This is a genomic window from Pseudomonas sp. ICMP 3272 (assembly GCF_001466905.1).
Classification (GTDB): domain Bacteria; phylum Pseudomonadota; class Gammaproteobacteria; order Pseudomonadales; family Pseudomonadaceae; genus Aquipseudomonas; species Aquipseudomonas amygdali.
In genome coordinates this window covers 156234-180258 of the sequence record NZ_LKEK01000064.1, presented here as the reverse complement: position 1 = coordinate 180258, position 24025 = coordinate 156234, and the positions used below count along the sequence as shown (strand labels likewise).

The window sequence follows — 24025 nt, the reverse complement described above, 5'->3', positions numbered from 1 at the left end:
TGCCTGATGGATGCCGTCTCCCCGCTGCAAGCCTACGAACGTGCCGTCCAGCGTGGTTTTCAGCCTGATCAGGCGCAGTTGCAGGCTGCCCGACAGTTGCAGGCGTGCTATCAGGCCCTGACCGATGCGCGGGGTCGGACACAGGGCGTCTATTTGTGGGGGCCGGTCGGGCGCGGCAAGACCTGGTTGATGGACCGCTTTTTCGAAAGCCTGAGCGTCCCGGCCCGGCGTCAGCATTTTCATCACTTCATGCGCTGGGTGCACAAGCGCATGTTCGAGCTGATGGGCACGCCTCAGCCGCTGACCGTGGTCGCCAAAGAGCTGGCGCGGGAAGTGCGGGTGATGTGTTTCGATGAGTTGTTCGTGACTGATATCGGCGACGCAGTGATTCTCGGCGGGCTGCTGCAGGTGATGTTCGAAGAAGGCGTAGTGCTGGTCTGTACGTCCAATCAGCCACCGGAAAAGTTGTACAGCCACGGCCACAATCGTGAGCGTTTCCTGCCTGCGGTCGCCGCAATCCTGAAATACATGAATGTGGTGGCGGTCGACGGCGGCGAGGATCATCGCCTGCACCCCGGACAGTTGCACCAGCGTTACTGGGTTGCGCAGGCCGGTCAGCCAAGTGCATTGAAGGCGATATTCGAAGCGCTGAGCGCTGGCCAGCCGGTTCACGACTCGCAGGTCATGCTTGGCTATCGCAGTATCAATGTGGTTCAGCATTCCGACACGGCCGTGTGGTGCCGCTATCGCGACCTGTGTGAGCAACCGCTGGCGGCGATGGATTTCATTGCGTTGTGTGATCGTTTCTCGGTGATTCTGCTTAGCGAAGTGCCGCCCCTCAGCGCCGCCCAGCGCGAGGCGAAGATTGCCCGTGGCACCGAGGATGGCGTGGAGCAGGTGACGGCAGGCGACCGCGAGCTGCCGCAGTTATCGCCCAACGACGACGGCGTGCGACGTTTCATTGCACTGGTGGATGAATGTTATGACCGGCGCATTCCGCTGTATGTCGAAGCGCCGGTGCCAATGGACGAACTGTACACTCAGGGTTATCTGTCGTTTGCCTTTCGGCGCACCCTGAGTCGGCTTCAGGAAATGCAACTGGAGCGTTTCACCGAGTCCTGAGCCTCAAGCTGCATCCCGACGGCGCTGGGCCAGCATGTGTTTGGCGCCTTCGATCATCAGCACCACGACGGCCAGCCAGATTGGCAGGTAAGTCAGCCATTCATCGCGGCCGATGCTCTCGCCCAGCAACAGGGCGACGCCTACCAGCAGCACCGGTTCGACATAACTGAGCAAGCCGAACAGGCTGAACGGCAGCAACCGGCTGGCAACGATGTAACTGACCAGTGCCGAGGCACTGATGACCCCGAGCACGGGAATCAGCAGGTACAGCAGCGGTGCCTGCTGGATGGCTTGCGGATGGCCGTTGGCGATAAACCACAGGCCGATGGGCAGCATCAGCAGCATGTCGAACCAGAGCCCACCGAGGTGGTCGGTCTTGAGCTTGCGTCGCAGCACGAAGTACAGCGGATAACCGCCCGCGACCAATAGCGTCTCCCACGAAAAGCTGCCCAGCCGCCATAGCTCATGGCCGACACCGATCATGGCAAATACCGCTGCGACCTTTTGCAGATACGAGAGGTGTTCGCCGTACACGATGCGGCCGGTGAGAATCATGCTCAGCGGCAGCAGGAAATAACCCAGCGACACCTCCAGGCTGCGCCCGTGCAGCGGTGCCCACATGAAGATCAGCAACTGTGCGCCCAGCAACAGCGAGGACAGCAGCAGCCCGGCTATCAGCAGCGGCTGCCGCCTGAGCCGACCCGCCAGTTCACGGACCCGCGTCCAGTCGCCGCTGACCCACATGAACAGCGTCGCGCAAGGCACGGTCAGCAGCATGCGCCAGCCGAATATCTCTTCACCGTCGAGGGGCGACATCAGCGAGGTATAGAAATACATGACCCCGAACAGCACGGAAGCCAGGATTGACAGCGCGACACCTTTGTACACAATGGCCTCTTTTGCGGATGCTCGGGCATGGGCTTGCGCACCGGTCTGGTGCGAACGGAGGCCAGTTTAGTGTGCAGGTGAGGAAAAAGCTCGGGTTTGCAGGCGCAATTTTGCTCAGGCAACGGGCACACCGTGGTATGTCCCGGCACCTGACAGGTCAGAGATGCATCAGCAGGATTATTTCAGCGTATTCCAGAGTGCATCGTCGTTGAAGTCGCGGATAACGCTTTTGGCTCCGGCCGCCCGAAGCTGAGCTTCGTCAAGCCCCGACAGCATGCCGAAGGTATGAATCCCGGCGGCGCTCGCCGATTGCACTCCCGCCAGCGAGTCCTCGAAAGCAAGCGCCTGGTCGGCCGTCACGCCCAGCAACTCCAGAGCTGTGAGGTAAGGCATGGGATGCGGTTTGCCGCGCTCCAGCTCGCCGCCGATCACAATGATTTCGAAGCGGTCGACAATGCCCAGCCCGGTCAGCATGGCCATGGCATTTTCGCGTGGAGCATTGGTGACCACCGCCGTGCGCAGGCCGCTTTGCCGAGCGTGGTCAAGGATACGCAGCACGCCCGCCACGGGAATCGTTTCACCCAGTTGAGCGCGAAACATTGCCTCTTTTTCCGCTGCCAGACCAGCGTATTGCGCCGCAGGAATATCGGGAAACAGACCGCCAAAAATCATGTCATCCGGAAAGCCCATGACATGGGCCTTGTAGTAGCCGATGTCCATCGAACGGTCCCAGCGGGCCAGCAACTGGTTATAGGCGTTCAAATGCAGTTCATCGGTATCGATAAGGGTTCCGTCCAGATCGAACAACAGCGCGCAAAGAGCCATTGGTTCTTACTCCTTTGAAGGTTCGGTAGGGTTGCCGACAGACCAGACGCCACGCAGGGCGGGTACCCACGGCAACATGAGAAGGGGGTAGACGATCAACAGGCTGAAGGCAGCTTCGACTCCGATTCGTTCGGACAGCAGCCCGAGCAGAAACGGTGCCAGCAGGAGCGCCACGCCGACCGCCTGTGACGCTTGCGTGCTGAGCGCGGAGCTTGCGTGGGGCGCAACGCGCATGGCGGATCCCAGGATCAGCGGAAAGAAGTTGCCCAGACAGGCACCGAGCACGAACGTGAGGATCGCGGTGCCGACCACCCCTTCGATCAACGACAGCACCAGCAGTGTAGCAATGGCGCTCAGTATCACCACGGTCAGCAATGTAAAGGGGGAAACCCGGCGTAGCGCATAGCTGCTGACCAACCGCCCGCAGACGGTGCCGGCAAAGTAAAGACTCATCAGCGTAGCGGCGACCGACGCGCTGGTCTGTACGTGGGTCTTGATGTATTCCGCGCCCCAGAACCCCACACCCCATTCCGCCGAGATGCCCAGAATCACCAGTGCCCACAGGCTGAGCCGAACCAGACGCTGTGGGCGCAGGCTATCGGCTATTGGCGACGACCCGGCCTGGCCGGGCATGGCCCGATGGATCGTCTGCGGTGCGCAAAACATGATCAATGCCCATGCGCTGATCAGCAGCGGAGCCATGCGCCACGACAGCCCGATAGCCGTCGCTGCGCCCACCAGCAGCGCGCCGCCCAGCACACAGAGGCCTGCTACGATGTGGGCTTCCACCAGTTTCGCGGCGGCCTGCTGGCCATAAAGTTTGCCGAGCATGGCCTGTCCGACAGCCATCACCAGACCTCCAGAAAACCCCATCAGTACGCTGCCGGGCAGGGTCATGGGTAAACCGCTGGCGATCGAAAACAGCCCGCTGGCCAGCACAATCGAACCGATGGCGATACGTCCGGTGCCGATGGGCAGTGCCCGGCTTTCCAGCCAGCGATACGGAATTCCGATCAGTACCAGCCCCAGCGCATAGGCGGCAAAATGCAGGCCGGTCCAGCGCAGATCAAGATCGAATTCGGCACGCAGAAACGGCATCAGCGGCCCGAGCATGCCTTGCTGAGCCCCGAACAGGCCGAACATCAGGTAAATCGACCAGGGCCGCCGCCCCGATCTTGCTGGCGCAGACGACGAGGGGGTGTGGGCCATGTCGGTCATAAGCCCGCCTTTGTGTCGAACAGTGAATGCCAGCGTGCACAACGGGCGACCTTGGCATGGCTGGCCTCGATTGCATTCAGCGCCTTGAGATCGGCGGTCGCCAGGGTCTCGATCGACACGCCGCCGACCACCACCTTGCCGTAGTGTCGGCTGATTGCAGCAGCGTCCGGCGAAAGCATCCAGCCAAGCGCCTGTACCGCCTGTTTCGCACGTTGCGAACCGGCGCGGCAGCCGAACACTTCGAACTCGTAACGACGTGCGTCATCGGGGACGCACCAGCGCAAGGAGCTGTGCTGCGCTGCTGCGCGAGTGGCCGCCGTGGAAACCGTAACGCCGACGTATGCTCGGCCTTCGGTCACAGCGTCTATCGGCGCTGTGGAAGACCCGCTGATTGAAGGTCGCAATTGTGCCACTTGAGCCAGCATGCCCCAGGCCCCCTCGCCATACGCTTCCAGCAACGCGCTCAGGTGCAGATAGCCTGCACCGGAGCGGCCCGGATCTGGCAGGGCAATGCGCTGCGCCCACTCTGGCGCGCAGAGCGCCTCCCAGGAGAGTGGGGGCGTGAGGCCGTGTGCGGCGAGCACTTCAGGATCAAAGCAAAAGGCCGGCACGAAGCCTGAAGGGCTGAACCAGCGCCGGTCAGCGGCAATCGCCTGTGCAGGCAAGGTCGAGCAGTCAAGCGCGTCAAGAATCAGCAGCTGTGAGTTCAGTGCGGGATCAAGCAAGGCGGTGGCCGCAGTTCCCAACAACAGGTCCCAGTCGCCCGCCGTGCCGTTGCTCACGCGGTCGATCAGCTCTGATGTGGACCAGCGAGAGAGGCGCACGGGCACCCCGATATGCTCGCTGATGCCTGCCACGAACTCGGCCAGTTCGGCATTTTCCATCGAGCTGATAGCGATAAGTTCATCCATGTCAGGCCTCAATCCAGCAGTCCATGCAGTTTGGCGTATTGCAGCAGCATGATGGTCTTGCCGTCGCAGATCGCTCCGGTGTCTATCATCGCCAGCGCTTCGTCCAGAGGCAATTCAAGAACCTCGATTTCTTCGCCTTCCGCCTCCAGGCCACCTCCGTCGCTCAGCTTGTTTTCGTCGAAATATTCACCGACAAAAAAATACAGACGCTCGGTCACCGACCCCGGGCTCATGAACGCCTCGAACACCTTGCGCACTTCCTGAATGCGATAACCGGTTTCTTCCTCGGTTTCCTTGCGGATACAGGTGTCTGGATCGTCACGATCCAGCAACCCTGCGCAGGTTTCGACCAGCATGCCATCGTGCTCGTTGACGAACGCGGGAAAGCGGAACTGCCGGGTCAGGACGACGGTCTGCTTCAGCTTGCTATAGAGCAGGATGGTTGCGCCGTTGCCCCGGTCGTAGGTTTCGCGGGTCAGTGTGCGCCACGTGCCGTCGCGCCCCTGAAAGTCATACGTGGTCTTGCGCAGTACGTACCAGTTGTCCGAGAGCACATCGACCTTTTTGATTCGTACCCGGTCCTGGGTGGTCAGCGCCTTGCTCATGCTTTCGCTCCCAGGTGAGTGGCGTAGGGAGCAACTGTCAGCAGGCGTGCGACCATTTCCGGATCACGGTGCTCGGGGGCGGTCATCACCGCCGTATCCAGTGCATGATCGCACCCGGATGAACAGGCCCCCTTATGTTCGCCCAAACGCGTGACGGCTTCGGTGACCAGACGACGGGTCAGTGCGAACGTATCAGCCATTCTCTGGGCAACCAGCGTCGCGTTGACCTCCTCATGGGATTCGTGCCAGCAGTCGAAGTCCGTGGGGATGGCAATCATTGCGTAGCAAAGCTCTGCTTCACGCGCCAGTTTGGCTTCCGGCATTGCGGTCATACCGATCACGGTGCCGCCCCATTGGCGATAGAGACTGGATTCGGCACGCGTCGAAAACTGCGGCCCTTCCATGACCACGTAGGTGCCGCCATTGAGAGCCTGTACATCAGCGGTTTCTGCAGCGCTGGCCAACACCGAGCGCATGCGCCCGCACACAGGGTCGCCAAACGGTACGTGGCCGACCAGGCCCGGGCCGAAAAACGTCTTGTCACGCTTGATCGTGCGATCAATGTATTGATCGATCAGCACGAAACTGCCTGGCGGTGCGTCGTGGCTCAGACTGCCCACGGCACTTACCGATAACAGCTGAGTGCAGCCGACACTGCGCAGCGCGGCGATATTGGCGCGCACGTTGATGAACGCTGGCGGGATGGTGTGCCCGACACCGTGGCGCTGTACGAAAGCCACTGGCACATCATTGAGGGTGCCCAGCGTGACGGGGGACGAGGGTTTGCCGAACGCCGTTTCGCACTCGACAAGCTGTATGTCTTTCAAACCGGGCAATTGCTGAAGGCCACTGCCGCCGATGATGCCGATACGTTGAGTCTGCTGGTGAGCCAAGGGGGTATTCATACGCTGCCTCTGGTCTTCAAGGTGGTTTCTGGATGTCCGGCAGTCACCAGACGCTCATACAGTTCGGAAAGCGCGGTGGGTGCGCTGCCGCGTCGCAGCAGCAGGCCTTCACTGGCGTTGTTGCTGTAGCGTGGTTCGTGAATTTTCAAGTGCCGGTCAATCGCTGGCAGGTAGTTCCAGCGCACGCCCGGGTACAGCGAGTGCGCCAGATGGTAGGCATCCGATGTTGGCGCGATGAACACGCGGATCAGCCATCCGCTAACACCGAAATAATCGGTGGGGCGGCCTGCCAGGTACTCAAGATCGCGGCGGTCTCTGGACGTCCCTTCGACAAACCAGCGGTGCTCGGTGAGCAGTGACACCCAGGCAAATACCGGGTATGAGGTCAGCAATGGCACCAGCCAGCCAAACAGCACGCCTTTCCAGCCGCCTGCCCAGTAGAGCAGGGCGGCAACCGTCATCAGGCACAGCACACGGACCGCTGTGGTCAGGTGCGAGTGATTCAGCAAACTGTTGCGCGCCATGGTGCTCAGATTGACCCAGGCACCCTGAGGCGTCAGCGGATAGAGCAACAATGAATGAAATTTTCCGGGGGATATTCCGGCCACGTAGCCACCTGCGTGTACCCGCGCGCGGTTGGGGTCAAGATGCGGATGATTGGGGTTGCGATGATGTTCCAGCGTGTGGGTCTGGTGTCGGCTGCGCATGTCGCGTTTGAATGCCGGGAACTGATAGAAGATGTTGCTCAGCCACCACTGCCATTGGTGATTAGGGCATAGCGCAAAATGCACGGCGTTATGACCGAACTCCTGCAGCGCCCGAAACCGTCCGCCGCTCCAGAGCACGACCAACAGCCATGTCAGCGGTGACGAGTAGAGCGATGCGAGCAGTACGGCGGCCACGATATCCAGCCATGTCCAGATGAACGGCAGCGGCGCAAGCCATTCATCCAGCGGTCGGTAGTAGTGCTCCTTGCGGTCGGGAAGCCTTGGTATCAGACGCAGCAATCGCAATATGCGCTGCGTGTCGCGGTAATAAAAAGCCACGGTCGCACGCAAAGCCAACGCAGTGGCGATCAGGGCAGCCAGAACAAGGTGCGATGTGCTCATGGTGCTCATGGTCAGGCACTCCCGGTCTTGGCGAGCAGGGCGTGACCGTGCGTGAAGCGCTCAAGCAGATCGCCCAGGCCACTGAACAGCGGGGCGCCGCTGAGCTGCAGGCGTTGGTAGTCCTGATGACCTGTCGAAACCAGAACCGGTGACCAGCCCACTGCCTGCGCGACGTCGAAATCATGCAGCGTATCGCCGACAAACAAGGTTCGTGAGGCGGGCGTGCCCAGTTTTTTTTGCAGCACTACGGCTTCGGCCGTTTTGCTGGTGGCCTGGTTATGGCTCAGACCGACGACATGCTCGAAACTGTCAAACAAACCCTTGGCTCGGAGGGTTTGTACCAGAACGTCGCAGTGCGATGCCGACAGGATCGAAACGCCGATCCCGAGCTGGCGCGCCGCATCGAGAAACTCGATCACGCCCGGTTGCAGCGGGCATTGAGCGACATTTGCGTCAAAGTGTTCGAGGTAGTGTTTGACGATGACAGAAAAGGGCACACGGTCCAGATCAAAGCCGAGCGACGCGTAGAAACCGGCAATCGGAAAATCGAACCTGGCCCGATATTGCTCGGCGGTTACAGGCGCGACACCAAAATGCTCGCCGCAGCGATTCACGGCGAAGACAGCAAGATCGATGTCGTCGATCAAAGTACCGTTCCAGTCGAACACCACATGCTCGATGCCGGAAAAATGCAGGATATCGTCAATCATTGTCGAGTATTCCGAGAAAGTAGGGCGTTAAGCGCAATGCGCGACACAATTGCCGGCGCATAAACCCGGGCGGGGTTGACCACCAGATTGGTCACTCCGATCTGTGTTTCCAGTGCACGGCGGTTGTCCGCCGAGAGCGAGCCCAGCCCGGCACCGTACCAGTGGTCGAAACGGGTGCGCCATGTGCGTTCCCCCGAGGTTTCCGGGAAACGAAAGTCTTCGGTCGTGGCCATGTTCCAGGCACCGTCGACGACACCGCACAGCAAGCCTTGCAACTGATGGCAACCGAGCGAGCGGTCCAGCAGCGCATCAAGGCGTTGATCGATGCAGTCGGCTTCAAGCGCGCCGATGGTCATGCCCTGGCTGTAAAGCGGATTCATGCTGCTCAAGGCATCACCCACGACCAGCAAACCCTCGGGCCAGCGCTCGAGACGGTCGTAATGAGTGCGGCGACTGCCGGGCATCCTGAAGGTAAAGACCTCGGACAGTGGCTCGGCCTCGCGGATGACATCATGGATGTCTGGCACAGGCAGGCCGGCCAGTGCCTGAAGGAACTCGTCCGGGTCCTTGCCGGGGAAGTTGCCGAACCAGCCACCGGTGGTGACCATCCAGCGATCGCCCTCGATCGGGCTGATGACCCCCATCGAACGCTGGGCTGGAGCGGTCGGCAGCACCAGTAGTACTTGCCATTGTTCAGCGAAGGCAGGCAGCCGTTTGTAGATGCGCGATGCGTAGCCCAACTCGGTCTTGACCACGCTGTTCTGCACAGTGCCAAAGCCTGCTTCTTTAAGCCAGGAAGGCATGTGCGTGCCCCGGCCACTGGCATCCACCAGCAGGTCGCAGGACAGGCTGCGCTCGCCCGAGCCGTCATCAATGATGACGCCGCTTACCTGACCTGGCTTTTCAACACCTGCAAACTCGATACGCGTTACCCGCGTACCCGAAAGAACAGTGACCTGCGGGACTGTCGTCAGGCAACGGCGCAACTGGTTGTCGATGAGCCTGCGGCTGCAGTAGTGAGCCTCGATACCGCTGCGATAGCGATTTTTCCAGCGGCCGCGCTGGTACCACTTCACATCATGTCCGAGGTCCGCTACCTGAGCGCCGTGTTGTTCAAGTGCGCTCAGCAGGCCCGGGAAGATCCGCTCCATGATCTGCTTGCCGCGCAACAGCAGCAGGTGCACATGATGCTCTTGAGGGAGGCTCTGACGCGGCCCCGTCTCGTCGTGAAAGTCGCCTTTCTCGACAACAGTGACACGCTCGAAACGGCGTGCCAGTACAGCAGCGGTCAGGCAGCCCGTGACACTGCCGCCAATCACTACCGCATGGCCCGAACGCAGGGCCGGTTCAACCGGGAGAGTAGTCATTGAGCACCTCGGCGATGTAATGCAGATCGTCGTCCAGCAGGTTCGGATGCAACGGCACCGTCGTCAACGAACGCAGCAACCTGGCAGCGTTGGGGCAATCGCGGTGATACTGGGTCAGCAGCGGCAGTTGATAAAGCGGCTGGTTGTCATATTTGCCGATGTCCGATTCGATGCCGTGGCGTTGCTGGTAGTGCACCAGTTGGCGACCGTCATGCCCCACCGATTGCAGTAGCAGGGAATAGGCATTGACCGCGCCGCCTTTGACGACAGGCAGCTCGCGAAACGCCGGGTTGTCGAGCATTGATAGAAGCTGTTCGCGGTTGCTCATGCGGCGTTCAAGATGCGAATAGAGCTGACGCGAGCGCGCCAGCCCCAGTGCTGCCTGCAGACCGCCCAGTTTCAGGTTGATGCCCAGCGATTCGCCCGTCAGGTTGCCGAAACGGGTATAGGCACGGATACGTCTGGCCCGGTCATCGTCATCGGTCATCACGAAACCGCCTTCGCCGGTCGAGATGAACTTGCAGTCATGGGTGCTGAAACAGCTGATATCGCCATGTCGCGCGAGCCACGTGCCGTCCAGCCGGGTCATGTGGGCGTGGGCCAGGTCTTGAATCAAGGTGATACCGGCTTGTTGCAGAAACGCCCAGGTGTCCTTCGAGCGGATCGGATACCCCCACATGGGCACTTCGATGACTGCGCAGGTACGCGGGCCGATACAGCGCTGCAGGTCTTCCGGGTCCAGACCGAAGCTGTCCGGCGCGACATCACAGAACACCGGCACAAGCCCCAGCGAGAGAATCGGCAGGACCGTACAGATCGGGCCTGTTGGCGCAACGATGACTTCATCGCCCGGCTTGAAGTCGACGCCGGCAAGCGCAGCGGTTACCGACGCCGCACCCGAAGAAACGGCGATCACATGCCTGATGCCATACAGCGCCGAAAGTGCTGCTTCGTATTCGTCGACCACCTGCGAAGTGCCTGTCAGGCCCGAATGCAGGGCGCGCTCCAGCTCATGCAGGTCATCGATCGAATGCATCGGCCCTTTCTGGGTAATGGTGCGCATCTGGGTAATGGTTCGCAGGTTCATTGCGCCACCTTGATTCCTACCAGGTCCCACAGCGCATCGTCTGCAAAAACCCGGTCGACCATTCGCCGGAAGTTGGGAAACATCTTCAGGTCTGCGGTTTCCTGCTGGCTGAAGAAGCGCGCATGCTCGACTTCCCTGTTATCCGGGCAGGCAAGCAGACTGGTCGCCGTGACATAAATCAGGTCCAGGTGATAGTGCGGGCCGCGTTTGTCATCGATGTATTCGCACAGCACTCTGTAAGGCTGATGCAGTACGGTGACATCGGTTTCGAAGTCGGCGAGCTCTTCATCGCGCTCGCCGAGCAGCTCGGCATGAATACCGGTTTCCTCGAAAATTTCCCTGAGCACTGCGACGTCCGGGGTTTCTCCCTGTTCGATGTGCCCGCCCGGGTAAAGCCAGACTCCGAGCTTGCGGTGATGCAGCAGCAGCATCTTCCGTTCCGGGTTCAAGACGAACCCGGACGCGGTGAAATGCCGATCCAGTTGTGAGCGATCGAGTGGTTCGGTCATTTATGCGGCACCATACTGGTTGATGCGATCAGCCATGTAGTCGAGTTCCGCCCGGGTAATGTCCGGATGCACCGGAATCGTCGTCATGCCAGCCAGCAGCGCTTCCGCATTCGGGCATTCGTTGCGGTACTGCGCGAGTGCCGGAAATTCATAGAGCGCCTTGCACCCGTAGCGCTTGATGTCGGACGGGATACCGGCCTCGTCGAGGTAGTCGATGAATGCACGGTTGTCGGCGAAGTGCAGCTCAAGGTTCAGGAAGTAATAGTTGGGCACACCGCCCTCGATGATCTTTTTCTCCCGGACTTTGCTGTGGTCGAGCCTGGCAAGAAAGTAGGCTGCGTTCTCTCGGCGTTGCTGGATCTGGCCCGTCAACGATGCCAGGCGGCTGCCACCCAGTGCCGCTGGCAGTGCCGCGAGTTTGTAGTTGAGGCCGAAATCCTTGCCATTGAGGTTGCCGAAACGACTGTAGTCGCGGCAGCGCTGCGCCAGTGCATCGTCGTCGGTGAGAATGAAGCCGCCTTCACCGGTTGCCAGTGGCTTGCGTTCATGGGTACTGAAGCAGGACAGGTCGCCGAACTGCGACAGCGGGCGGCCTTCCAGGGTAGTGCCGTGCGAATGAGCCAGGTCCAGAATGAGCTTGATACCCAGCTCGTGGGTCAAGGTGCGTAACTCGTCGACTTCGGTCGGATAGCCCCACATCGGAATATCGATGATGGCCTTGGTGCGTGGCGTTATCCGCGCTTTTATCGACACAGGATCGGCGCCAAAACCGTGGGCCCGGGTGTCGACAAAGATGGGGTTGGCCCCGGCCGCGATGATCGGGTAAATCGTGCACAGCGGGCAGCTTGGGGTCAGCAGAACGTCGTCGCCCGGACCGACACCGGACGCATAAATAGCCACGCTTAACGCTGCGCCGCCTGACGATACGGCAATGGCGTGTTGTGCTTCGAACCAGGCGGCGAGTTTGCTCTCGTACTCACCGACCACATCGCTGGTGCCCGACAGTGGGCGTTCCAGTGTCAGTTGCATGGTCAGCAGGTCATCGGCGTAAACCGGGCGATATTTATCCGAGACAGCAGGTCGAGCAGTTGCGCTATTGGAAAGACTGGACATTTTTGCAAGCTCCGAAAACAGGCATTGGATTGGCGTAGAGGGTCAGGCACTCAGAGCAAGGTCTGGTCGAGCCATGGCGTCTGCATTACAAATGCTCTCGATGACCTGGTAGGTCGGTCGCAGGCTTTCGAAGCTCGCTTCATAGGCGGTGTTGGTACGAACGGAATGGAAAAACTGTTCCAGCTCGCCGAAGTAGCCGCTGCGCTCATACCCGGAATCAAGAGGCCCCGGCTGCCATGCGCCTCTCCAGCGTTTGCCCGGACCGGTAGCGCTGGTGCCGTGTTCCGGCTCGTGCATGGTGATGTTCCACAGGTTATTGAGCTCGACCATCATCGAGTTCGAACTGACGATCTTCATGTCGAATTCGAAGTAGGGGAACATGGTGCCGCTGAGCAGGCTGACACTGGCGCCCGTGGTGAATTGCAGCTCCAGGCTGACCAGCAGTGAATCGCCATGACGCTGCACTCGGGATTCGATATCACGCAGCTCGCCGCCGCCGAACGTGACGCCCAGGTCGATCGTATGGATGGCCTGGGCGAGCAGGAAAGACCTCAATGTCGAATCGAGGCCCCAGAGTGGCGATGTGGGCTTGCTGGCGTAGTGGTTGAGCTGGATATGCACGATCTGGCCGAATTGCTCGGCACTGGTCATCTGGCGCAACTGGCGCATGGGCTTTGCAAATTTGAAGTTCATACCGACGCCGGTGATCACTTTCGCGCGGCGACTTGCATCGATCAGCTCTTCTAGCTCGGCAAGGGTGAAGCAGGGCGGCTTCTCGACAAAAACATGCACGCCTTTGGCCATCGCCTTGAACGCAAGATCGCGATGAGCCTGCGGCGGGCAGGCCATGACAACGGCATCGAGCCCGGCTTCTGCGAGCATGTCGTCGAAATTGTCCGTGATCATCACGTTCGATACGAAACGATTGATCTGCTCGGCTCGACTGCGATCACTGTCGCAGACCGCCACAATACGAATGTCCGGCATTTGCAAAAGCGTGGGCAGCAGATTTTCCTGCATCTGTGCGCCGAGACCAACGATGCCAACTTTGAGTCCAGTCATAATCATCTCCGTCTTGAAAAGTCAGATGTAGTTCATTGGAAAACAAGGGTGAGCGCGTACACGAATCCCGTGACGGATTACCCGCAGGGCAAACCGAATGAGTTCGATGTTCGTCTTGAGTCGGTAGAGCCGGGCAGTAATGCCCTAAGGTGTGGGGTCAGTCTGGTAGCGAAGGCTGCCATCGCTTGTTGCAGACAGGCCTGTGACGGGCGTCATCAGATCAGGGCCGTGGGGAGTCCGGGGTATTCTGGACAAACCACTGCGCTGGCTGCCTGTCAGGGTATGGACATGAAAATCGAGGGGGTTCAAGAAACCGGAACGCCGGGAGCTTTTTTTGTTCTGACTGATTCCAGGGAGGATCAGTACACGTGTGCAGTGCTCATGCGGGGCAGCGAGCGGGGAGTGACAGCTTTCGTTCGGGCAAGTATTCATCTATTGAATCCTCCTTGAACATCCGATTCTTCCATGGCCGCTGAGTGATCCTGCGGGGAACATCTCAACAGTTAGTTGCACTAACCTAGTGCGGAAATGAATCTACCCCAGCCATTTGTGCATAGCAACCAACAGGAATAGACCGAAAGTGCATAAGGAAAGGTTATGCAGATTATGCTTTGGTATTAAGTTTTATGAAACATTTAGCAATGCTTTTGATATTAAACGACTTTTCCAGATTCTTTTTTTCAAATGCTGGCTTTATGCCTTCTTTGGTTAATGGAATTATTCATGTTCAAAAGCGTTTCGGAACCTGCTGGAGGCGAGCGCCTGACATATGTTTGTTTAACTAATCAGTTTTTGAAATGCCGGGTTGTCGACTCGGTGCAATCCGATTCCAAAAAGGAGCATGCATGACCTCTTTCAGCACCGCAGCCCAGGATGCCAAGGCTCGGGCGGAACAATCCTCAACGCGTATAGCGTTTTTCATTGCCGGTTTCAGTGTGGCGTCCTGGGCGCCACTGGTGCCTTACGTCAAACAGCGGATGGGCCTTGATGAGGGCACGCTCGGGCTTTTGTTGCTGTGCCTCGGCGTAGGCTCGATTCTCTCGATGCCATTGGCCGGTGCGCTGGCTGCGCGGTTTGGCTGCCGGCGGTTGCTGGTCTGCTCGACGGTATTGATCTGTCTGTGTCTACCGCTATTGGCGACGATATCCAGTCTGCCGCTACTCATCGCCACGCTGTTTCTGTTTGGCGCGAGCATGGGGGGGGTGGATTGCACGGCCAACGTTCAGGCTGTGATTGTCGAGCGTGCCAGCGGCAAGACCATGATGTCGGGGTTCCATGGCCTGTTCAGCCTTGGCGGTATCGTCGGCGCTGCCGGCGTAGCCGGTCTGCTCAGCTTGGGTATTTCACCTTTCCAGTCGATGCTCGTCGTGGTGATGCTGACCTTGATGGCGCTGGCCAAGGCCGCTCCGAACCTGTTGCCTTACGGCAGCCCGTCCGACGGACCTGCCTTTGCGATCCCGCGTGGCGTGGTGCTGTTCATCGGTCTGCTGTGCTTCACCGTCTTCCTGGCCGAAGGTGCAATGCTGGACTGGAGCGCGGTGTTCCTGACGTCATTGCGCGGCGTCGAAGCGTCCTATGCCGGGCTTGGCTACGCAGTCTTTGCTGTGACCATGACGCTGGGGCGGCTGTCTGGCGACGCCATTGTGCGGCGGGTCGGCTCCAACCGGGTCATCATTCTGGGCGGCTTGTGTGCTGCGGGCGGCCTGGCGGTTGCCACGCTGATTCCGGTCTGGCAGGCGGCGTTGCTGGGTTACGCATTGGTGGGGGCAGGGTGCTCGAACATCGTGCCGGTCTGCTACAGCGCGGTCGGTCGGCAGAAGACCATGCCGGAAAGCGTGGCGATCCCGGCGATCACCACGGTCGGTTACGCCGGGATTCTGATTGGTCCTGCGGCAATCGGTTTCATCGCCCATGTCAGCAGCCTTGAGCTGGCGTTCATGATCGTTGCCGTGATGTTGCTGGGCGTGGCAATAGGCGGCAGCAAACTCAGGACCTGATTCTGACTACAACGTGCGCGCCATCCCCGACACCCGGATCGAACTCCCGGGCTGCTCGGGGATTTCCGCGCGCAGTCGTGACGGGCTGCCCATGTCCTCGCCCTGAATGATGTCTATCAGGCCACCGTGCGGCCAGCCTATATCGCGCAGATAAGCCCCCAGGGCAGCCGTGGCCGCACCGGTAGCCGGGTCTTCATAGACGCCACCGAAGGCAAACGGGTTACGAGTGTGGAACAGCTGTTCGGTTTCGGCCCATACCAGCAAAATAGTCGCCCAGCCTTCGCGTACCATCAGCTCCCGACCGGCCTGCTGGTCATAGTGCATGGCCTTGAGCTGCGCCCGGCTGCTTAGCGCCAGCACCAGGTGCCCGGCACCGCCGTTGATGTGCGCTGGCTTGATGCGTTCATCCAGATCGCTGTGCGTATAGCCGAATAGCGCCAGGGCTTCTTCCAGCAACTGCGCGCTGATCGGCTTGCTGAAGGTCGGTGGCGATTGCAGTGCTGCTGAAGTCAGAGAGCCTTGCGCATGGCCCTCGACAGTGATCTGCGCCTGATTGAGTATCAGGTTGAACACGCCGTCGCCTTGCCGTGCCGCCAGCGCTGCGCCCAAAGCAATGGTCGCGTGTCCGCAGAACGGGACCTCTGCCATCGGCGAGAAATAACGCACCCGCCAGCAACCTTCCATGGGAGCGGCAAACACGGTTTCGGAAAATCCGACCTCGGCGGCAAGCTGCTGCATGACGACGTCATCGGGCAACGCATCGCCAATCCATACGCCTGCCGGGTTTCCACCGCGATCGCCATCGCTGAATGCCGCCAGTTTGAGTATTTCAGTTGTCATTGAAGGGTGTCCTTGCCGTGGTCAGTGGGCGACAGTGTGCAATGGGGCTGATTTGATAATCCAGTGAGAAGAACTGATGCAGTGCATCTATATGGCTGATGCCTGAGCGCCCGCGCAGACGTCTTCTCTCAAAGCACCTCACACCTTGCCATACGCCGCTGCACTACACGTTCACGCAATGCGTCATAGGCCCAGTTGAACAGCATGGTGTAAGGCAGAAACATCAGCAGCAGGCCGATATCCAGCCAGAATGCTTCCATCAGGCTGATCGTCAGCCACCATGCGGCCAGTGGCACGACGGCCAGAATCAGTCCGGCTTCGAAACCTGTTGCGTGCAGCACGCGAGTGGTCAGGGTCATGGCAAACCCGTACCTGTTGCGCAGTCTGTCGAACAGGGCGTTGTAGAGCATGTTCCAGAGCATGGCGATGGTGGAGATCATCACTGTCATGGCCCCCATCATTGCCAGCGAATGGTTCATGAGCCAGGCCAGCAGCGGCGCAACAAGAATCACGCCGCCGATCTCGAACAGGCTGGCGTGCAGCGCCCTTTCACGCAGGGTTTTGGACGCTACGGATGCGTGCTGGCTGGCGTGTTTTGAGCTGTTGCTCATGATAAGACTGTCCTTTGTGCTCGTGGGTGGCAGCATTATTATCGGTGTTTGCGTTAACCTGAAAATCAATACCATCGGTAAAGCCGATAAGAGAGTGTCATGAGTTATTCGCCGGAAGCCCTGGAAGCCTTCGCCCAGATTGCCGCGCTGGGTTCGTTCAGTGCGGCTGCACGCCGTCTGGGCAAGAGTCAGTCGACGATCAGTGAAGCAATCGCCCGCCTGGAGATCGATCTTGGGCTGGAGCTGTTCGATCGCTCTTCCAGGCAGCCGGTTCTGACCGAGGCCGGAAGGGTCATGCTCGGCCGTGTCGATGACCTGTTGTGCGCCTCGGACCGACTGCGCCGGGCCGCTGCACGGCTTGCGGCAGGCGTCGAGCCAAGGCTGACGCTGGTGCTGTCGGACGCCAACCAGTTCGCCGATTTCGAGCGGCTGATGACCGAGCTGGATCAGCGCTTTCCAGAGCTGGAGATGGAATGCGTATTCGCCGAGCACGGCGATGCCATCAGCCTGGTGCAGTCGGGCAGGGCATCATTGGGGCTGCTGTCGGCGCAAGCCAGCTACCCACCGGAGATCGGTCACGCGACCATCGACGAAAGTGCCGATTTCGGGCTGTTCGTCTCGCATAAACATCCACTCGCCGCGCTGGAACGGGTCGATTATCAGCAACTGGCGGGTTACCGTGCATTGCGCCTCAACACGCTGGTCGAGCACAGTATCCCCACCGACGACCTGCCCACCAGCGGCCATCGTCATTGGTCAGCGCCCAATTACCTGCTGTTGATGGACATGGCTGCCTTCGGTTTTGGCTGGTCGGCGTTGCCGCGCTGGCTGGTGTCGCGCTATTCGGGCGGGCTGCTCAAAGAGCTGAAGGTCTCGGGCTGGCCGCGTCGCTCGGCGGTCGATGTCATCTGGTCATTCCAGCGCAGCCTGGGGCCAGCAGGTGCATGGCTGCTGGAGTCGCTTGTGCCGTTTGCCGGAGAGTAAACGGATCGGCTCTCATAACCGGCAGTCGGCAGTCGCGGGGCTTGCTGATTTCCAGCTATAAAGCACAGACTTTCAACACTGTCGGGCAGGGTAACGCATGACATTCGACTGGCACTCCGATCCTGTTACACGTGATACCCCGGTGGACGACCGCTACCGAAATACGCAGAACGTGAGGCGCTTCGTGACCGCACAATGCGGGCCGTCGTTCAGGTTCGACCGGCCATTCATGGCGTGGATCACTAATGGCGAGCCCAAAAACATGGGCCAGGTCGTGGATGAATGGTTGCGTCTGCGAACAGCAGGATCGGAATGAGCTGACGTTGTACTGTTGGAGGGCTACCCGTCCGGGCTCGCTCTGGCTAACGGTTACGCTGTATCGAGAAGCACATCCCGCTCTGATTTTTCGAAAATCATCGATTTTCGAGTGCAAAATGCCATTATTTTTGCAACCGGGCGTTTTTTCTCGTAGCGTGCTCGTGCCGCCCTGCCTGAAGGGAACGCGGCGTAACCAACACCGCAGGTGCCTCCGCCGTGACCCCGACAGATCTACAACATCTCCAGAGCCGATTATCGGCTCTGGAGCAGGAAAACGCCTCGCTTAAAGAGCGCCTGAGCGTCAGTGGTCAGGAGGCCGAAAATGCTCTGGCGCACTCTCAGGAGCGTTATCGTTTTCTGTTCAACGCGATGGATGAAGGCTTTTGCATCATCGAGTTCTTTGACGGCCCGCACGGCCCGTTGAGCGATTACATTCATATTGAAGCCAACCCGGCTTACGAGTATCACGCCGGCATTCCCAATGTGGTTGGCAAGAAGCTGCGCGAGATGGTTCGCGAAGAGGCGGATGGCTGGGTCGAGTTCTACGGCAAGGTATTGCGCACCGGTGAGCCGGTCCGCTTCGAGCGCGAGCTGGTGGCGACCGGACGCTACCTGGCACTGACCGCGTTCCGCATCGAGCCGGCCAGCCGCAAGCAGGTAGCGGTGTTGTTTCAAGACATCACCGAACGCAAGCGCGCAGAGCTGGCGTTACAGCAGATGAATGAAACGCTGGAGGCTCGTATTGTCGAGGCCGTCGCCGAGCGCAATGTGCTCGCCGATGTCGTCAATGGCACCAATGCATTCATCCATGTCATCGACGCCAATTACCGCTGGATGGCCATCAATGGCTCAGCGCTACGCGAGTTCGAGCGTCTTTTTGGCGTCCGTCCTCAGGTAGGCGACAATATGCTCGACCTGCTGGACGATTGTCCGCAGAGCAAAGCGGGCCTTAAACAGCGCTGGACGCGGGCGTTGGCAGGCGAGGAGTTTGCCGAAAGCGTCAGCTTCAGCGATTCGAAGGATCCGGCCAGCCACTTCGAAATGCGCTACAGCACGCTGCGCGATGCACAAGGCCAGGCCATTGGCGCGTATCTGTTTGCCTACGACGTCAGCGAACGGTTGCGCGAGCAGGAACGCCTGGCTCAGGCTGAGGACGCCTTGCGTCAGTCGCAGAAGATGGAAGCGGTTGGTCAGTTGACTGGCGGTATCGCCCACGATTTCAACAACCTGCTGACCGGTATCACCGGCTCGCTGGAACTGCTCAAGACGCGCATGAGCCAGGGCCGTTTCACTGAAATAGATCGCTATATAGGGGCTGCGCAGGATGCATCCAAGCGTGCTGCTTCGCTGACTCACCGCCTGCTGGCGTTTTCACGTCGACAGACGCTGGACCCCAAGCCGGTCGATATCAACCGGCTGGTGATCGGGATGGAAGAGCTGATTCGACGTACGGTCGGACCTCACATCACGCTGGAAGTCGTGACCTCGGTCGGGTTGTGGTCGACGTTCATTGACGCGCCGCAACTGGAAAACGCGCTGTTGAACCTGTGTATCAATGCCAGGGATGCCATGCCGCGAGGCGGGCGAATCACCATCGAAACCGCCAACCGGTGGATTGACGAGCGCGGCTCCCAGAGCCGGGAGCTGACACCGGGGCAATACCTGTCGCTGTGTGTCAGTGACACCGGTACCGGCATGTCGCCTGAGGTTATCAACCGCGCGTTCGACCCGTTTTTCACCACCAAGCCACTCGGGCAGGGCACGGGTCTGGGATTGTCGATGGTGTACGGTTTTGTGCGCCAGTCCGGTGGGCAGGTGCGTATCTACTCTGAACCTGAGCAGGGCACGACCATGTGCCTGTACCTGCCGCGTTATTACCTTGGGGTCCCGGAAGAAGTCGAGGCTGTCGAGACTTGCGAATCGGCGCCTGCGCAGACCGAGCGTACGGTGATGATTGTCGACGATGAGCCGACCATCCGCATGCTGGTGGCCGAAGTGCTGGAGGATCAGGGGTATATCCCGATCGAGGCGGGCGAGGGCGCGTCTGCGCTGAAGATGCTGGAGTCCGATATGCGTATCGACCTGCTGGTGACCGACGTCGGGTTGCCTGGCGGCATGAACGGTCGGCAACTGGCGGATGCTGCGCGCATCATTCGACCAGACCTTAAAGTGCTGTTCATCACCGGCTATGCTGAGAACGCCATCATTGGTAACGGCCATCTGGATCCGGGGATGTGGGTGCTCACCAAGCCGTTCACCATGGACGCGTTCGCCAGCCGCATCTACGAAATGATCGAACGCAAGGATTGAGTCCAAAAAACGTCAGCGGGCAGGCAGCGTCTGGAATTCGCCTTTCGACAGGCCCTGCACGTCGTTGCCCATGCTGTCACGGAGGGTCAGGTCGGCGCCTTGGTCGGTCAACGCCTTGAGCACTTCAGTGCGTTTGAACAGCGCCGCGTACATGGCCGCCGTCTGCCCGGCATTGTTGGTCAGGTTTGGGCCGCAATCGGCCTGAACCAGGCGCTTGGCGATGCTCAGTTCACCCTTGAAAATCGCTCCCATCAGTGCGGTGTTGCCGCGATTGTCCTTGGCGCAAGGGTCCGCACCGGCATTGATCAGGCGTTCCACCGAGTCTTCATGGCCGTGATAGGCCGCCAGAATAAGGCCGGTATAACCTTGTTCGTCACGCACGTTGAGGTCGTAATGGGCTTCGATGAAGGTGTCCAGCATCGGGTTGTTGCCTTCACGGGACGCGTCGAAAAACAGCGTGCGCAGCTGGCTGGCGGTCTGTTCAGCGGTCAGTTCGGGGGCGGCTGCCGGGGCAGGTGGTGTTGCGTTTGCGGCTGCAGCAAACAGCAGCAAGGCATAGATCAGATTTTTCACAGGCGTTCTCCTGGCTGGAACCGCCCCGGCGTCGGAAACGCCAGGGCGGGACATCAGATCATCAGTCTTTGAGGCTTGCAGCCAGCGACTTGACCTTGCTCAGATCGCCCTTGGCGACTTCGGTTACCCGAGTGCCATAGTCCGGATCTGCCTTGTACAGGAACGACAGCATGATGTTCTTGCTTTCGGTGTCGGTGTCAGCCAGCGATTCACCAAAGCTCTGTACCAGGTCGGTCTTCTCTTTAGGGCTGTAGGAGCGATACAGATCACCCGCCTGCTTGAAGTTCTGCTCACGCGTAATCTTCGCCTGCTGGGTGGTGCCGCTGATCGGCAGTTCGCTGTAGCGCGCTTTTTCGTCGGCTGGACGCGGCTCCAGACGGCTCGGCTCATAGTTGACGCCGCTGGTGGTGTGACCGGTATTCAGAGCACCGTCCTGATTACCGTTGTTCACCGCAACCTTGGGCTGGTTGACCGGCAGGCTCAGACCATTCGCGCCCAGGCGATACATCTGGGTGTCGGCGTAGGAGAACACACGGCCTTGCAGCAGACGATCCTCGGAAGGCTCGATACCAGGAACCAGGTTAGCCGGGGCCATGGCGACCTGTTCGGTTTCCTGGAAGAAGTTGTCGACGTTCTTGTTCAAGACCATCTGACCGATTTTCTTCTCAGGGACGTCAGGCCAGATCTTGGTGGCGTCCAGTGGGTCGAAGTCGAATTTCGACAGCTCTTCAGGCTTCAGGACCTGAACGTACAAGTCCCATTTCGGGAAGTCGCCTTTTTTGATGGCACCGACCAGATCGTTGGTCAGATGGCTGTAGTCCTTGGACTGGACCTGAGCGACTTCTTTCGGATCGAGGTTCTTGATGCCTTGCAGGCTTTTCCAGTGGAACTTGACGTAGTGCACTTCGCCTTTGGCATTCACCAGTTTGTAGGCGTGTACGCCGTTGCCGTCCATGAAGCGATAGCCTGCAGGCGTACCCTCATTTGAGTACAGCAGGGTCAGCGTACGTGTGGCTTCCGGAACATGCGAGAAGAAGTCAAAGCGACGCGAATCGTTGTCCAGGTTGGTACGCGGGTCAGGTTTGAAGGCGTGGACCATGTCCGGGAACTTGATGGCGTCACGGATGAAGAAGGTCGGAAAGTTGTTGCCTACCAGGTCCCAGTTACCGTCTGCCGTGTAGAACTTGGTGGCGAAGCCGTGTGGGTCGCGCAGGGTTTCAGGCGAGTGGTTGCCATGGACAACGGAGGAAAAGCGCACGAAGACCGGGGTTTTTTCGCCCGATTTGAACACCGTGGCCTTGCTCAGATCGCTGATATCGGCCGATGCGGTGAACTCGCCTTTGACGCCCGTGCCGCGGGCATGGACCACGCGCTCCGGGATACGCTCGCGATCAAAGCGCTGCAGCTTTTGCAACAGCTGCACATCTTGCAGCAGGACAGGCCCTTGGGCGCCTGCAGTCTGAGAGTTCTGATTGTCGCCGACGACGGCACCATTGTCGCGAGTCAGGGTGTCTGCTGCATAGGCGGTCGGAACCGTAACGAGACCGACTGCAGTCAAACACACCATGTGTCTGGACCAGTTTAATAACGGCATTTTGAATCCCTCATATTTTTAGTAGGCCGGTTAATCTTAGGCGCGTGAGGGCAGGGCGGTGATTATAAAAATATATCGGGGTGATTAAGATAAATACTGAGAGGGGAGAGGAACCGAGTAAAAAACTTTCACAATTAGTTGAATAATTTCCTTGGCTATGAGGAAGACGGGCTACAGGTGAATGTATAAAAAATCATGGTTTAGTTATGTATATAAATGAAAATAAAGGAATTTTTATTAAATGTTGGTATTAATAAAAGGCACGTTTAATCACGCCATCCAGGGTTAATAGTAATCATTATCATTTTGAAGGCTCGTCATTAATACAGTGCTTGCGTCCCATTGTGGAACGATCGTGCAACTAAATAATGTGACATTCAAGATTGCTGGCTTTTTGATATTGTCTTCTGAGGTCGTCGTATAAGTTACAACTAAGTTATCCTGCGGCAAAGTGACATTATCGGTTTTGAAAGCGTTGACGCGCTATCATGTGGCCACACCTTGTGCAGCCACACCTCGTTCAATGGAGCCCCTCGTCTCATGCCCACCATCATGTTGCTACAAACCCCGCCACCGGAGTTCATCCGTAGCCAGATCCAGCAGATGGTCGTGGACTACGTGACCGACATCAGCATGGTAGCCATTGCGCCGAGCAATCCGCTGTACAACCTTTATCAGTATGGCGTGGGGTATGAGGTGCATCTTTACCTGAATGCCATGGACGGCTCGCAAAACCTGGCGGTCGAACTGATCGTCGCGCTGGACGATGAGGACCCGGAAACCGTATTGGGGTTTTTACTGTACCTGCCTGTGCAGGATGATCCACAGGCTTGTGCCGTGGCCTATATGGCGGTGCGCGAAAGCCATCGTCGCCAGGGCATTGCACGCTCGATGCTGAATAAGATGGTCGGTCGCTACCCGCACGCAGAACTGTATTGCGTAGTGGGCAAGGTGGCGTATTTCGAGGCGCTGGGCTTCCAGGTCCTGGGCGCGCGCGGCCCGCAGGTCATCATGAATACCCTGGATCACGGAACGGACGGCCTGCTTGCGGTCATGGACATCGCTCCGGTCTACAGCTCGGTGGAGGTGCGTCAGATTCATGCGTACCTGCTCAAACAGCACGGCAAGAGAGCGATGGTCGATGCAGAGAAGCAGCGTGACCGTCATCTCGACCGTATGACCCGGGATGCCAGGGCGTTCGCCGAGCAGCGTCTTGAAAACCCTGGCGTGCCGGAAGGTGTTGCGCAAGCGTCAAGGCTGCACTGACAGCCAGCGTGTCGCGCAGGCAGACCTGTATTGATAGACGGAAGTAGTTGCACAAGCGCTATCTATCAAAAAGTGGGGAGTGCGTTGGAACGATCCAAATG

Annotated in this window: 23 protein-coding genes; 6 read left to right on the top strand and 17 right to left on the bottom strand. The window is 59.1% G+C overall.

Annotated features, from left to right (window positions below; translation table 11 throughout):
• Positions 1-6 precede the first annotated feature (6 nt).
• Positions 7-1122: a cell division protein ZapE gene (gene zapE, locus AO068_RS18520; RefSeq protein ID WP_058400934.1), complete on the top strand. Its 1116-nt coding sequence runs from the start codon at positions 7-9 to the stop codon at positions 1120-1122.
• Between the two features lie 3 nt (positions 1123-1125).
• Here the strand turns inward: zapE and rarD are convergent, their stop codons facing one another.
• From rarD to AO068_RS18455, 13 genes are all read right to left on the bottom strand, one after another.
• Complete coding sequence (gene rarD / locus AO068_RS18515) at positions 1126-2010, bottom strand: EamA family transporter RarD (RefSeq protein ID WP_058409093.1); 885 nt, start codon at positions 2008-2010, stop codon at positions 1126-1128.
• A gap of 177 nt (positions 2011-2187) precedes the next feature.
• Positions 2188-2835, bottom strand: coding sequence for an HAD family hydrolase (locus tag AO068_RS18510; RefSeq protein ID WP_058400936.1), 648 nt, complete (start codon positions 2833-2835; stop codon positions 2188-2190).
• A gap of 6 nt (positions 2836-2841) precedes the next feature.
• Positions 2842-4053, bottom strand: a complete 1212-nt coding sequence (locus tag AO068_RS18505; protein ID WP_122265410.1) for an MFS transporter — start codon at positions 4051-4053, stop codon at positions 2842-2844.
• Positions 4050-4964 (bottom strand): ABC transporter substrate-binding protein, encoded by a 915-nt coding sequence (locus tag AO068_RS18500; protein ID WP_058409092.1) that lies wholly within the window; start codon positions 4962-4964, stop codon positions 4050-4052. Before AO068_RS18500 ends, AO068_RS18505 begins: the two co-directional genes overlap by 4 nt.
• A gap of 8 nt (positions 4965-4972) precedes the next feature.
• Positions 4973-5569 (bottom strand): GDP-mannose pyrophosphatase NudK, encoded by a 597-nt coding sequence (gene nudK, locus AO068_RS18495; RefSeq protein WP_058409091.1) that lies wholly within the window; start codon positions 5567-5569, stop codon positions 4973-4975.
• A complete protein-coding gene (gene mtnP / locus AO068_RS18490) occupies positions 5566-6474 on the bottom strand; it encodes an S-methyl-5'-thioadenosine phosphorylase (protein WP_058409090.1) in 909 nt (302 codons plus the stop codon). Before mtnP ends, nudK begins: the two co-directional genes overlap by 4 nt.
• Entirely contained in the window at positions 6471-7592 is a 1122-nt protein-coding gene (locus tag AO068_RS18485) for a fatty acid desaturase family protein (RefSeq protein WP_230016488.1), read from the bottom strand. The genes mtnP and AO068_RS18485 overlap by 4 nt, the downstream gene beginning before the upstream one ends.
• A 2-nt stretch (positions 7593-7594) precedes the next feature.
• Positions 7595-8293, bottom strand: a complete 699-nt coding sequence (locus AO068_RS18480) for an HAD family hydrolase (RefSeq protein ID WP_058409089.1) — start codon at positions 8291-8293, stop codon at positions 7595-7597.
• Entirely contained in the window at positions 8290-9660 is a 1371-nt protein-coding gene (locus AO068_RS18475) for an FAD-dependent oxidoreductase (protein WP_058409088.1), read from the bottom strand. Before AO068_RS18475 ends, AO068_RS18480 begins: the two co-directional genes overlap by 4 nt.
• On the bottom strand, positions 9641-10747 hold the full coding sequence (locus AO068_RS18470) for a DegT/DnrJ/EryC1/StrS family aminotransferase (protein WP_058409087.1): 1107 nt from the start codon (positions 10745-10747) through the stop codon (positions 9641-9643). The genes AO068_RS18475 and AO068_RS18470 overlap by 20 nt, the downstream gene beginning before the upstream one ends.
• The gene (locus AO068_RS18465; RefSeq protein ID WP_058409086.1) at positions 10744-11256 is read right to left on the bottom strand and encodes an NUDIX hydrolase; all 513 of its coding nucleotides are present in this window, start codon (positions 11254-11256) and stop codon (positions 10744-10746) included. Before AO068_RS18465 ends, AO068_RS18470 begins: the two co-directional genes overlap by 4 nt.
• Positions 11257-12369, bottom strand: a complete 1113-nt coding sequence (locus tag AO068_RS18460; RefSeq protein WP_058400945.1) for a DegT/DnrJ/EryC1/StrS family aminotransferase — start codon at positions 12367-12369, stop codon at positions 11257-11259.
• A gap of 42 nt (positions 12370-12411) precedes the next feature.
• Positions 12412-13431, bottom strand: a complete 1020-nt coding sequence (locus AO068_RS18455) for a Gfo/Idh/MocA family protein (RefSeq protein WP_058400946.1) — start codon at positions 13429-13431, stop codon at positions 12412-12414.
• Between the two features lie 845 nt (positions 13432-14276).
• On the opposite strand from AO068_RS18455, the gene AO068_RS18450 reads away from it, so the two are divergent.
• On the top strand, positions 14277-15428 hold the full coding sequence (locus tag AO068_RS18450) for an MFS transporter (protein WP_058409085.1): 1152 nt from the start codon (positions 14277-14279) through the stop codon (positions 15426-15428).
• A gap of 6 nt (positions 15429-15434) precedes the next feature.
• Here AO068_RS18450 and AO068_RS18445 read toward each other — a convergent pair whose 3' ends face one another.
• Together AO068_RS18445 and AO068_RS18440 are read right to left on the bottom strand one after the other, a co-directional pair.
• A complete protein-coding gene (locus AO068_RS18445) occupies positions 15435-16268 on the bottom strand; it encodes a PhzF family phenazine biosynthesis protein (protein ID WP_058409084.1) in 834 nt (277 codons plus the stop codon).
• A gap of 128 nt (positions 16269-16396) precedes the next feature.
• Positions 16397-16879: a multidrug/biocide efflux PACE transporter gene (locus AO068_RS18440; RefSeq protein ID WP_058409083.1), complete on the bottom strand. Its 483-nt coding sequence runs from the start codon at positions 16877-16879 to the stop codon at positions 16397-16399.
• A 99-nt stretch (positions 16880-16978) separates the two neighbouring features.
• Here AO068_RS18440 and AO068_RS18435 point away from each other — a divergent pair, with 99 nt between their 5' ends.
• The 3 genes from AO068_RS18435 (at position 16979) to AO068_RS18430 (ending at position 20491) form a co-directional block, all read left to right on the top strand.
• On the top strand, positions 16979-17863 hold the full coding sequence (locus AO068_RS18435; protein ID WP_054996450.1) for a LysR family transcriptional regulator: 885 nt from the start codon (positions 16979-16981) through the stop codon (positions 17861-17863).
• A 97-nt stretch (positions 17864-17960) separates the two neighbouring features.
• Complete coding sequence (locus AO068_RS26200; protein WP_058428166.1) at positions 17961-18179, top strand: DUF6434 domain-containing protein; 219 nt, start codon at positions 17961-17963, stop codon at positions 18177-18179.
• Positions 18180-18397: 218 nt separating this feature from the next.
• On the top strand, positions 18398-20491 hold the full coding sequence (locus AO068_RS18430; protein ID WP_058409082.1) for a hybrid sensor histidine kinase/response regulator: 2094 nt from the start codon (positions 18398-18400) through the stop codon (positions 20489-20491).
• Positions 20492-20503: 12 nt separating this feature from the next.
• Here the strand turns inward: AO068_RS18430 and AO068_RS18425 are convergent, their stop codons facing one another.
• Both AO068_RS18425 and katB read right to left on the bottom strand, forming a co-directional pair.
• Positions 20504-21064: an ankyrin repeat domain-containing protein gene (locus tag AO068_RS18425; protein ID WP_058409081.1), complete on the bottom strand. Its 561-nt coding sequence runs from the start codon at positions 21062-21064 to the stop codon at positions 20504-20506.
• A 61-nt stretch (positions 21065-21125) separates the two neighbouring features.
• Positions 21126-22631, bottom strand: a complete 1506-nt coding sequence (gene katB, locus AO068_RS18420) for a catalase KatB (RefSeq protein WP_058400953.1) — start codon at positions 22629-22631, stop codon at positions 21126-21128.
• A 567-nt stretch (positions 22632-23198) separates the two neighbouring features.
• On the opposite strand from katB, the gene AO068_RS18415 reads away from it, so the two are divergent.
• Complete coding sequence (locus tag AO068_RS18415; protein WP_058409080.1) at positions 23199-23924, top strand: GNAT family N-acetyltransferase; 726 nt, start codon at positions 23199-23201, stop codon at positions 23922-23924.
• Positions 23925-24025 lie beyond the last annotated feature (101 nt).

What these genes read in the sequence shown, in the direction of transcription:
- zapE (WP_058400934.1), top strand. Translation starts at nt 7, where the DNA reads ATGGATGCCGTCTCCCCGCTGCAAGCCTACGAACGTGCCGTCCAGCGT.
- AO068_RS18510 (WP_058400936.1), bottom strand. Translation starts at nt 2,835, where the DNA reads ATGGCTCTTTGCGCGCTGTTGTTCGATCTGGACGGAACCCTTATCGAT.
- AO068_RS18505 (WP_122265410.1), bottom strand. Translation starts at nt 4,053, where the DNA reads ATGACCGACATGGCCCACACCCCCTCGTCGTCTGCGCCAGCAAGATCG.
- AO068_RS18500 (WP_058409092.1), bottom strand. Translation starts at nt 4,964, where the DNA reads ATGGATGAACTTATCGCTATCAGCTCGATGGAAAATGCCGAACTGGCC.
- nudK (WP_058409091.1), bottom strand. Translation starts at nt 5,569, where the DNA reads ATGAGCAAGGCGCTGACCACCCAGGACCGGGTACGAATCAAAAAGGTC.
- mtnP (WP_058409090.1), bottom strand. Translation starts at nt 6,474, where the DNA reads ATGAATACCCCCTTGGCTCACCAGCAGACTCAACGTATCGGCATCATC.
- AO068_RS18485 (WP_230016488.1), bottom strand. Translation starts at nt 7,592, where the DNA reads ATGAGCACCATGAGCACATCGCACCTTGTTCTGGCTGCCCTGATCGCC.
- AO068_RS18480 (WP_058409089.1), bottom strand. Translation starts at nt 8,293, where the DNA reads ATGATTGACGATATCCTGCATTTTTCCGGCATCGAGCATGTGGTGTTC.
- AO068_RS18475 (WP_058409088.1), bottom strand. Translation starts at nt 9,660, where the DNA reads ATGACTACTCTCCCGGTTGAACCGGCCCTGCGTTCGGGCCATGCGGTA.
- AO068_RS18470 (WP_058409087.1), bottom strand. Translation starts at nt 10,747, where the DNA reads ATGAACCTGCGAACCATTACCCAGATGCGCACCATTACCCAGAAAGGG.
- AO068_RS18465 (WP_058409086.1), bottom strand. Translation starts at nt 11,256, where the DNA reads ATGACCGAACCACTCGATCGCTCACAACTGGATCGGCATTTCACCGCG.
- AO068_RS18460 (WP_058400945.1), bottom strand. Translation starts at nt 12,369, where the DNA reads ATGTCCAGTCTTTCCAATAGCGCAACTGCTCGACCTGCTGTCTCGGAT.
- AO068_RS18455 (WP_058400946.1), bottom strand. Translation starts at nt 13,431, where the DNA reads ATGACTGGACTCAAAGTTGGCATCGTTGGTCTCGGCGCACAGATGCAG.
- AO068_RS18450 (WP_058409085.1), top strand. Translation starts at nt 14,277, where the DNA reads ATGACCTCTTTCAGCACCGCAGCCCAGGATGCCAAGGCTCGGGCGGAA.
- AO068_RS18445 (WP_058409084.1), bottom strand. Translation starts at nt 16,268, where the DNA reads ATGACAACTGAAATACTCAAACTGGCGGCATTCAGCGATGGCGATCGC.
- AO068_RS18440 (WP_058409083.1), bottom strand. Translation starts at nt 16,879, where the DNA reads ATGAGCAACAGCTCAAAACACGCCAGCCAGCACGCATCCGTAGCGTCC.
- AO068_RS18435 (WP_054996450.1), top strand. Translation starts at nt 16,979, where the DNA reads ATGAGTTATTCGCCGGAAGCCCTGGAAGCCTTCGCCCAGATTGCCGCG.
- AO068_RS26200 (WP_058428166.1), top strand. Translation starts at nt 17,961, where the DNA reads ATGACATTCGACTGGCACTCCGATCCTGTTACACGTGATACCCCGGTG.
- katB (WP_058400953.1), bottom strand. Translation starts at nt 22,631, where the DNA reads ATGGTGTGTTTGACTGCAGTCGGTCTCGTTACGGTTCCGACCGCCTAT.
- AO068_RS18415 (WP_058409080.1), top strand. Translation starts at nt 23,199, where the DNA reads ATGCCCACCATCATGTTGCTACAAACCCCGCCACCGGAGTTCATCCGT.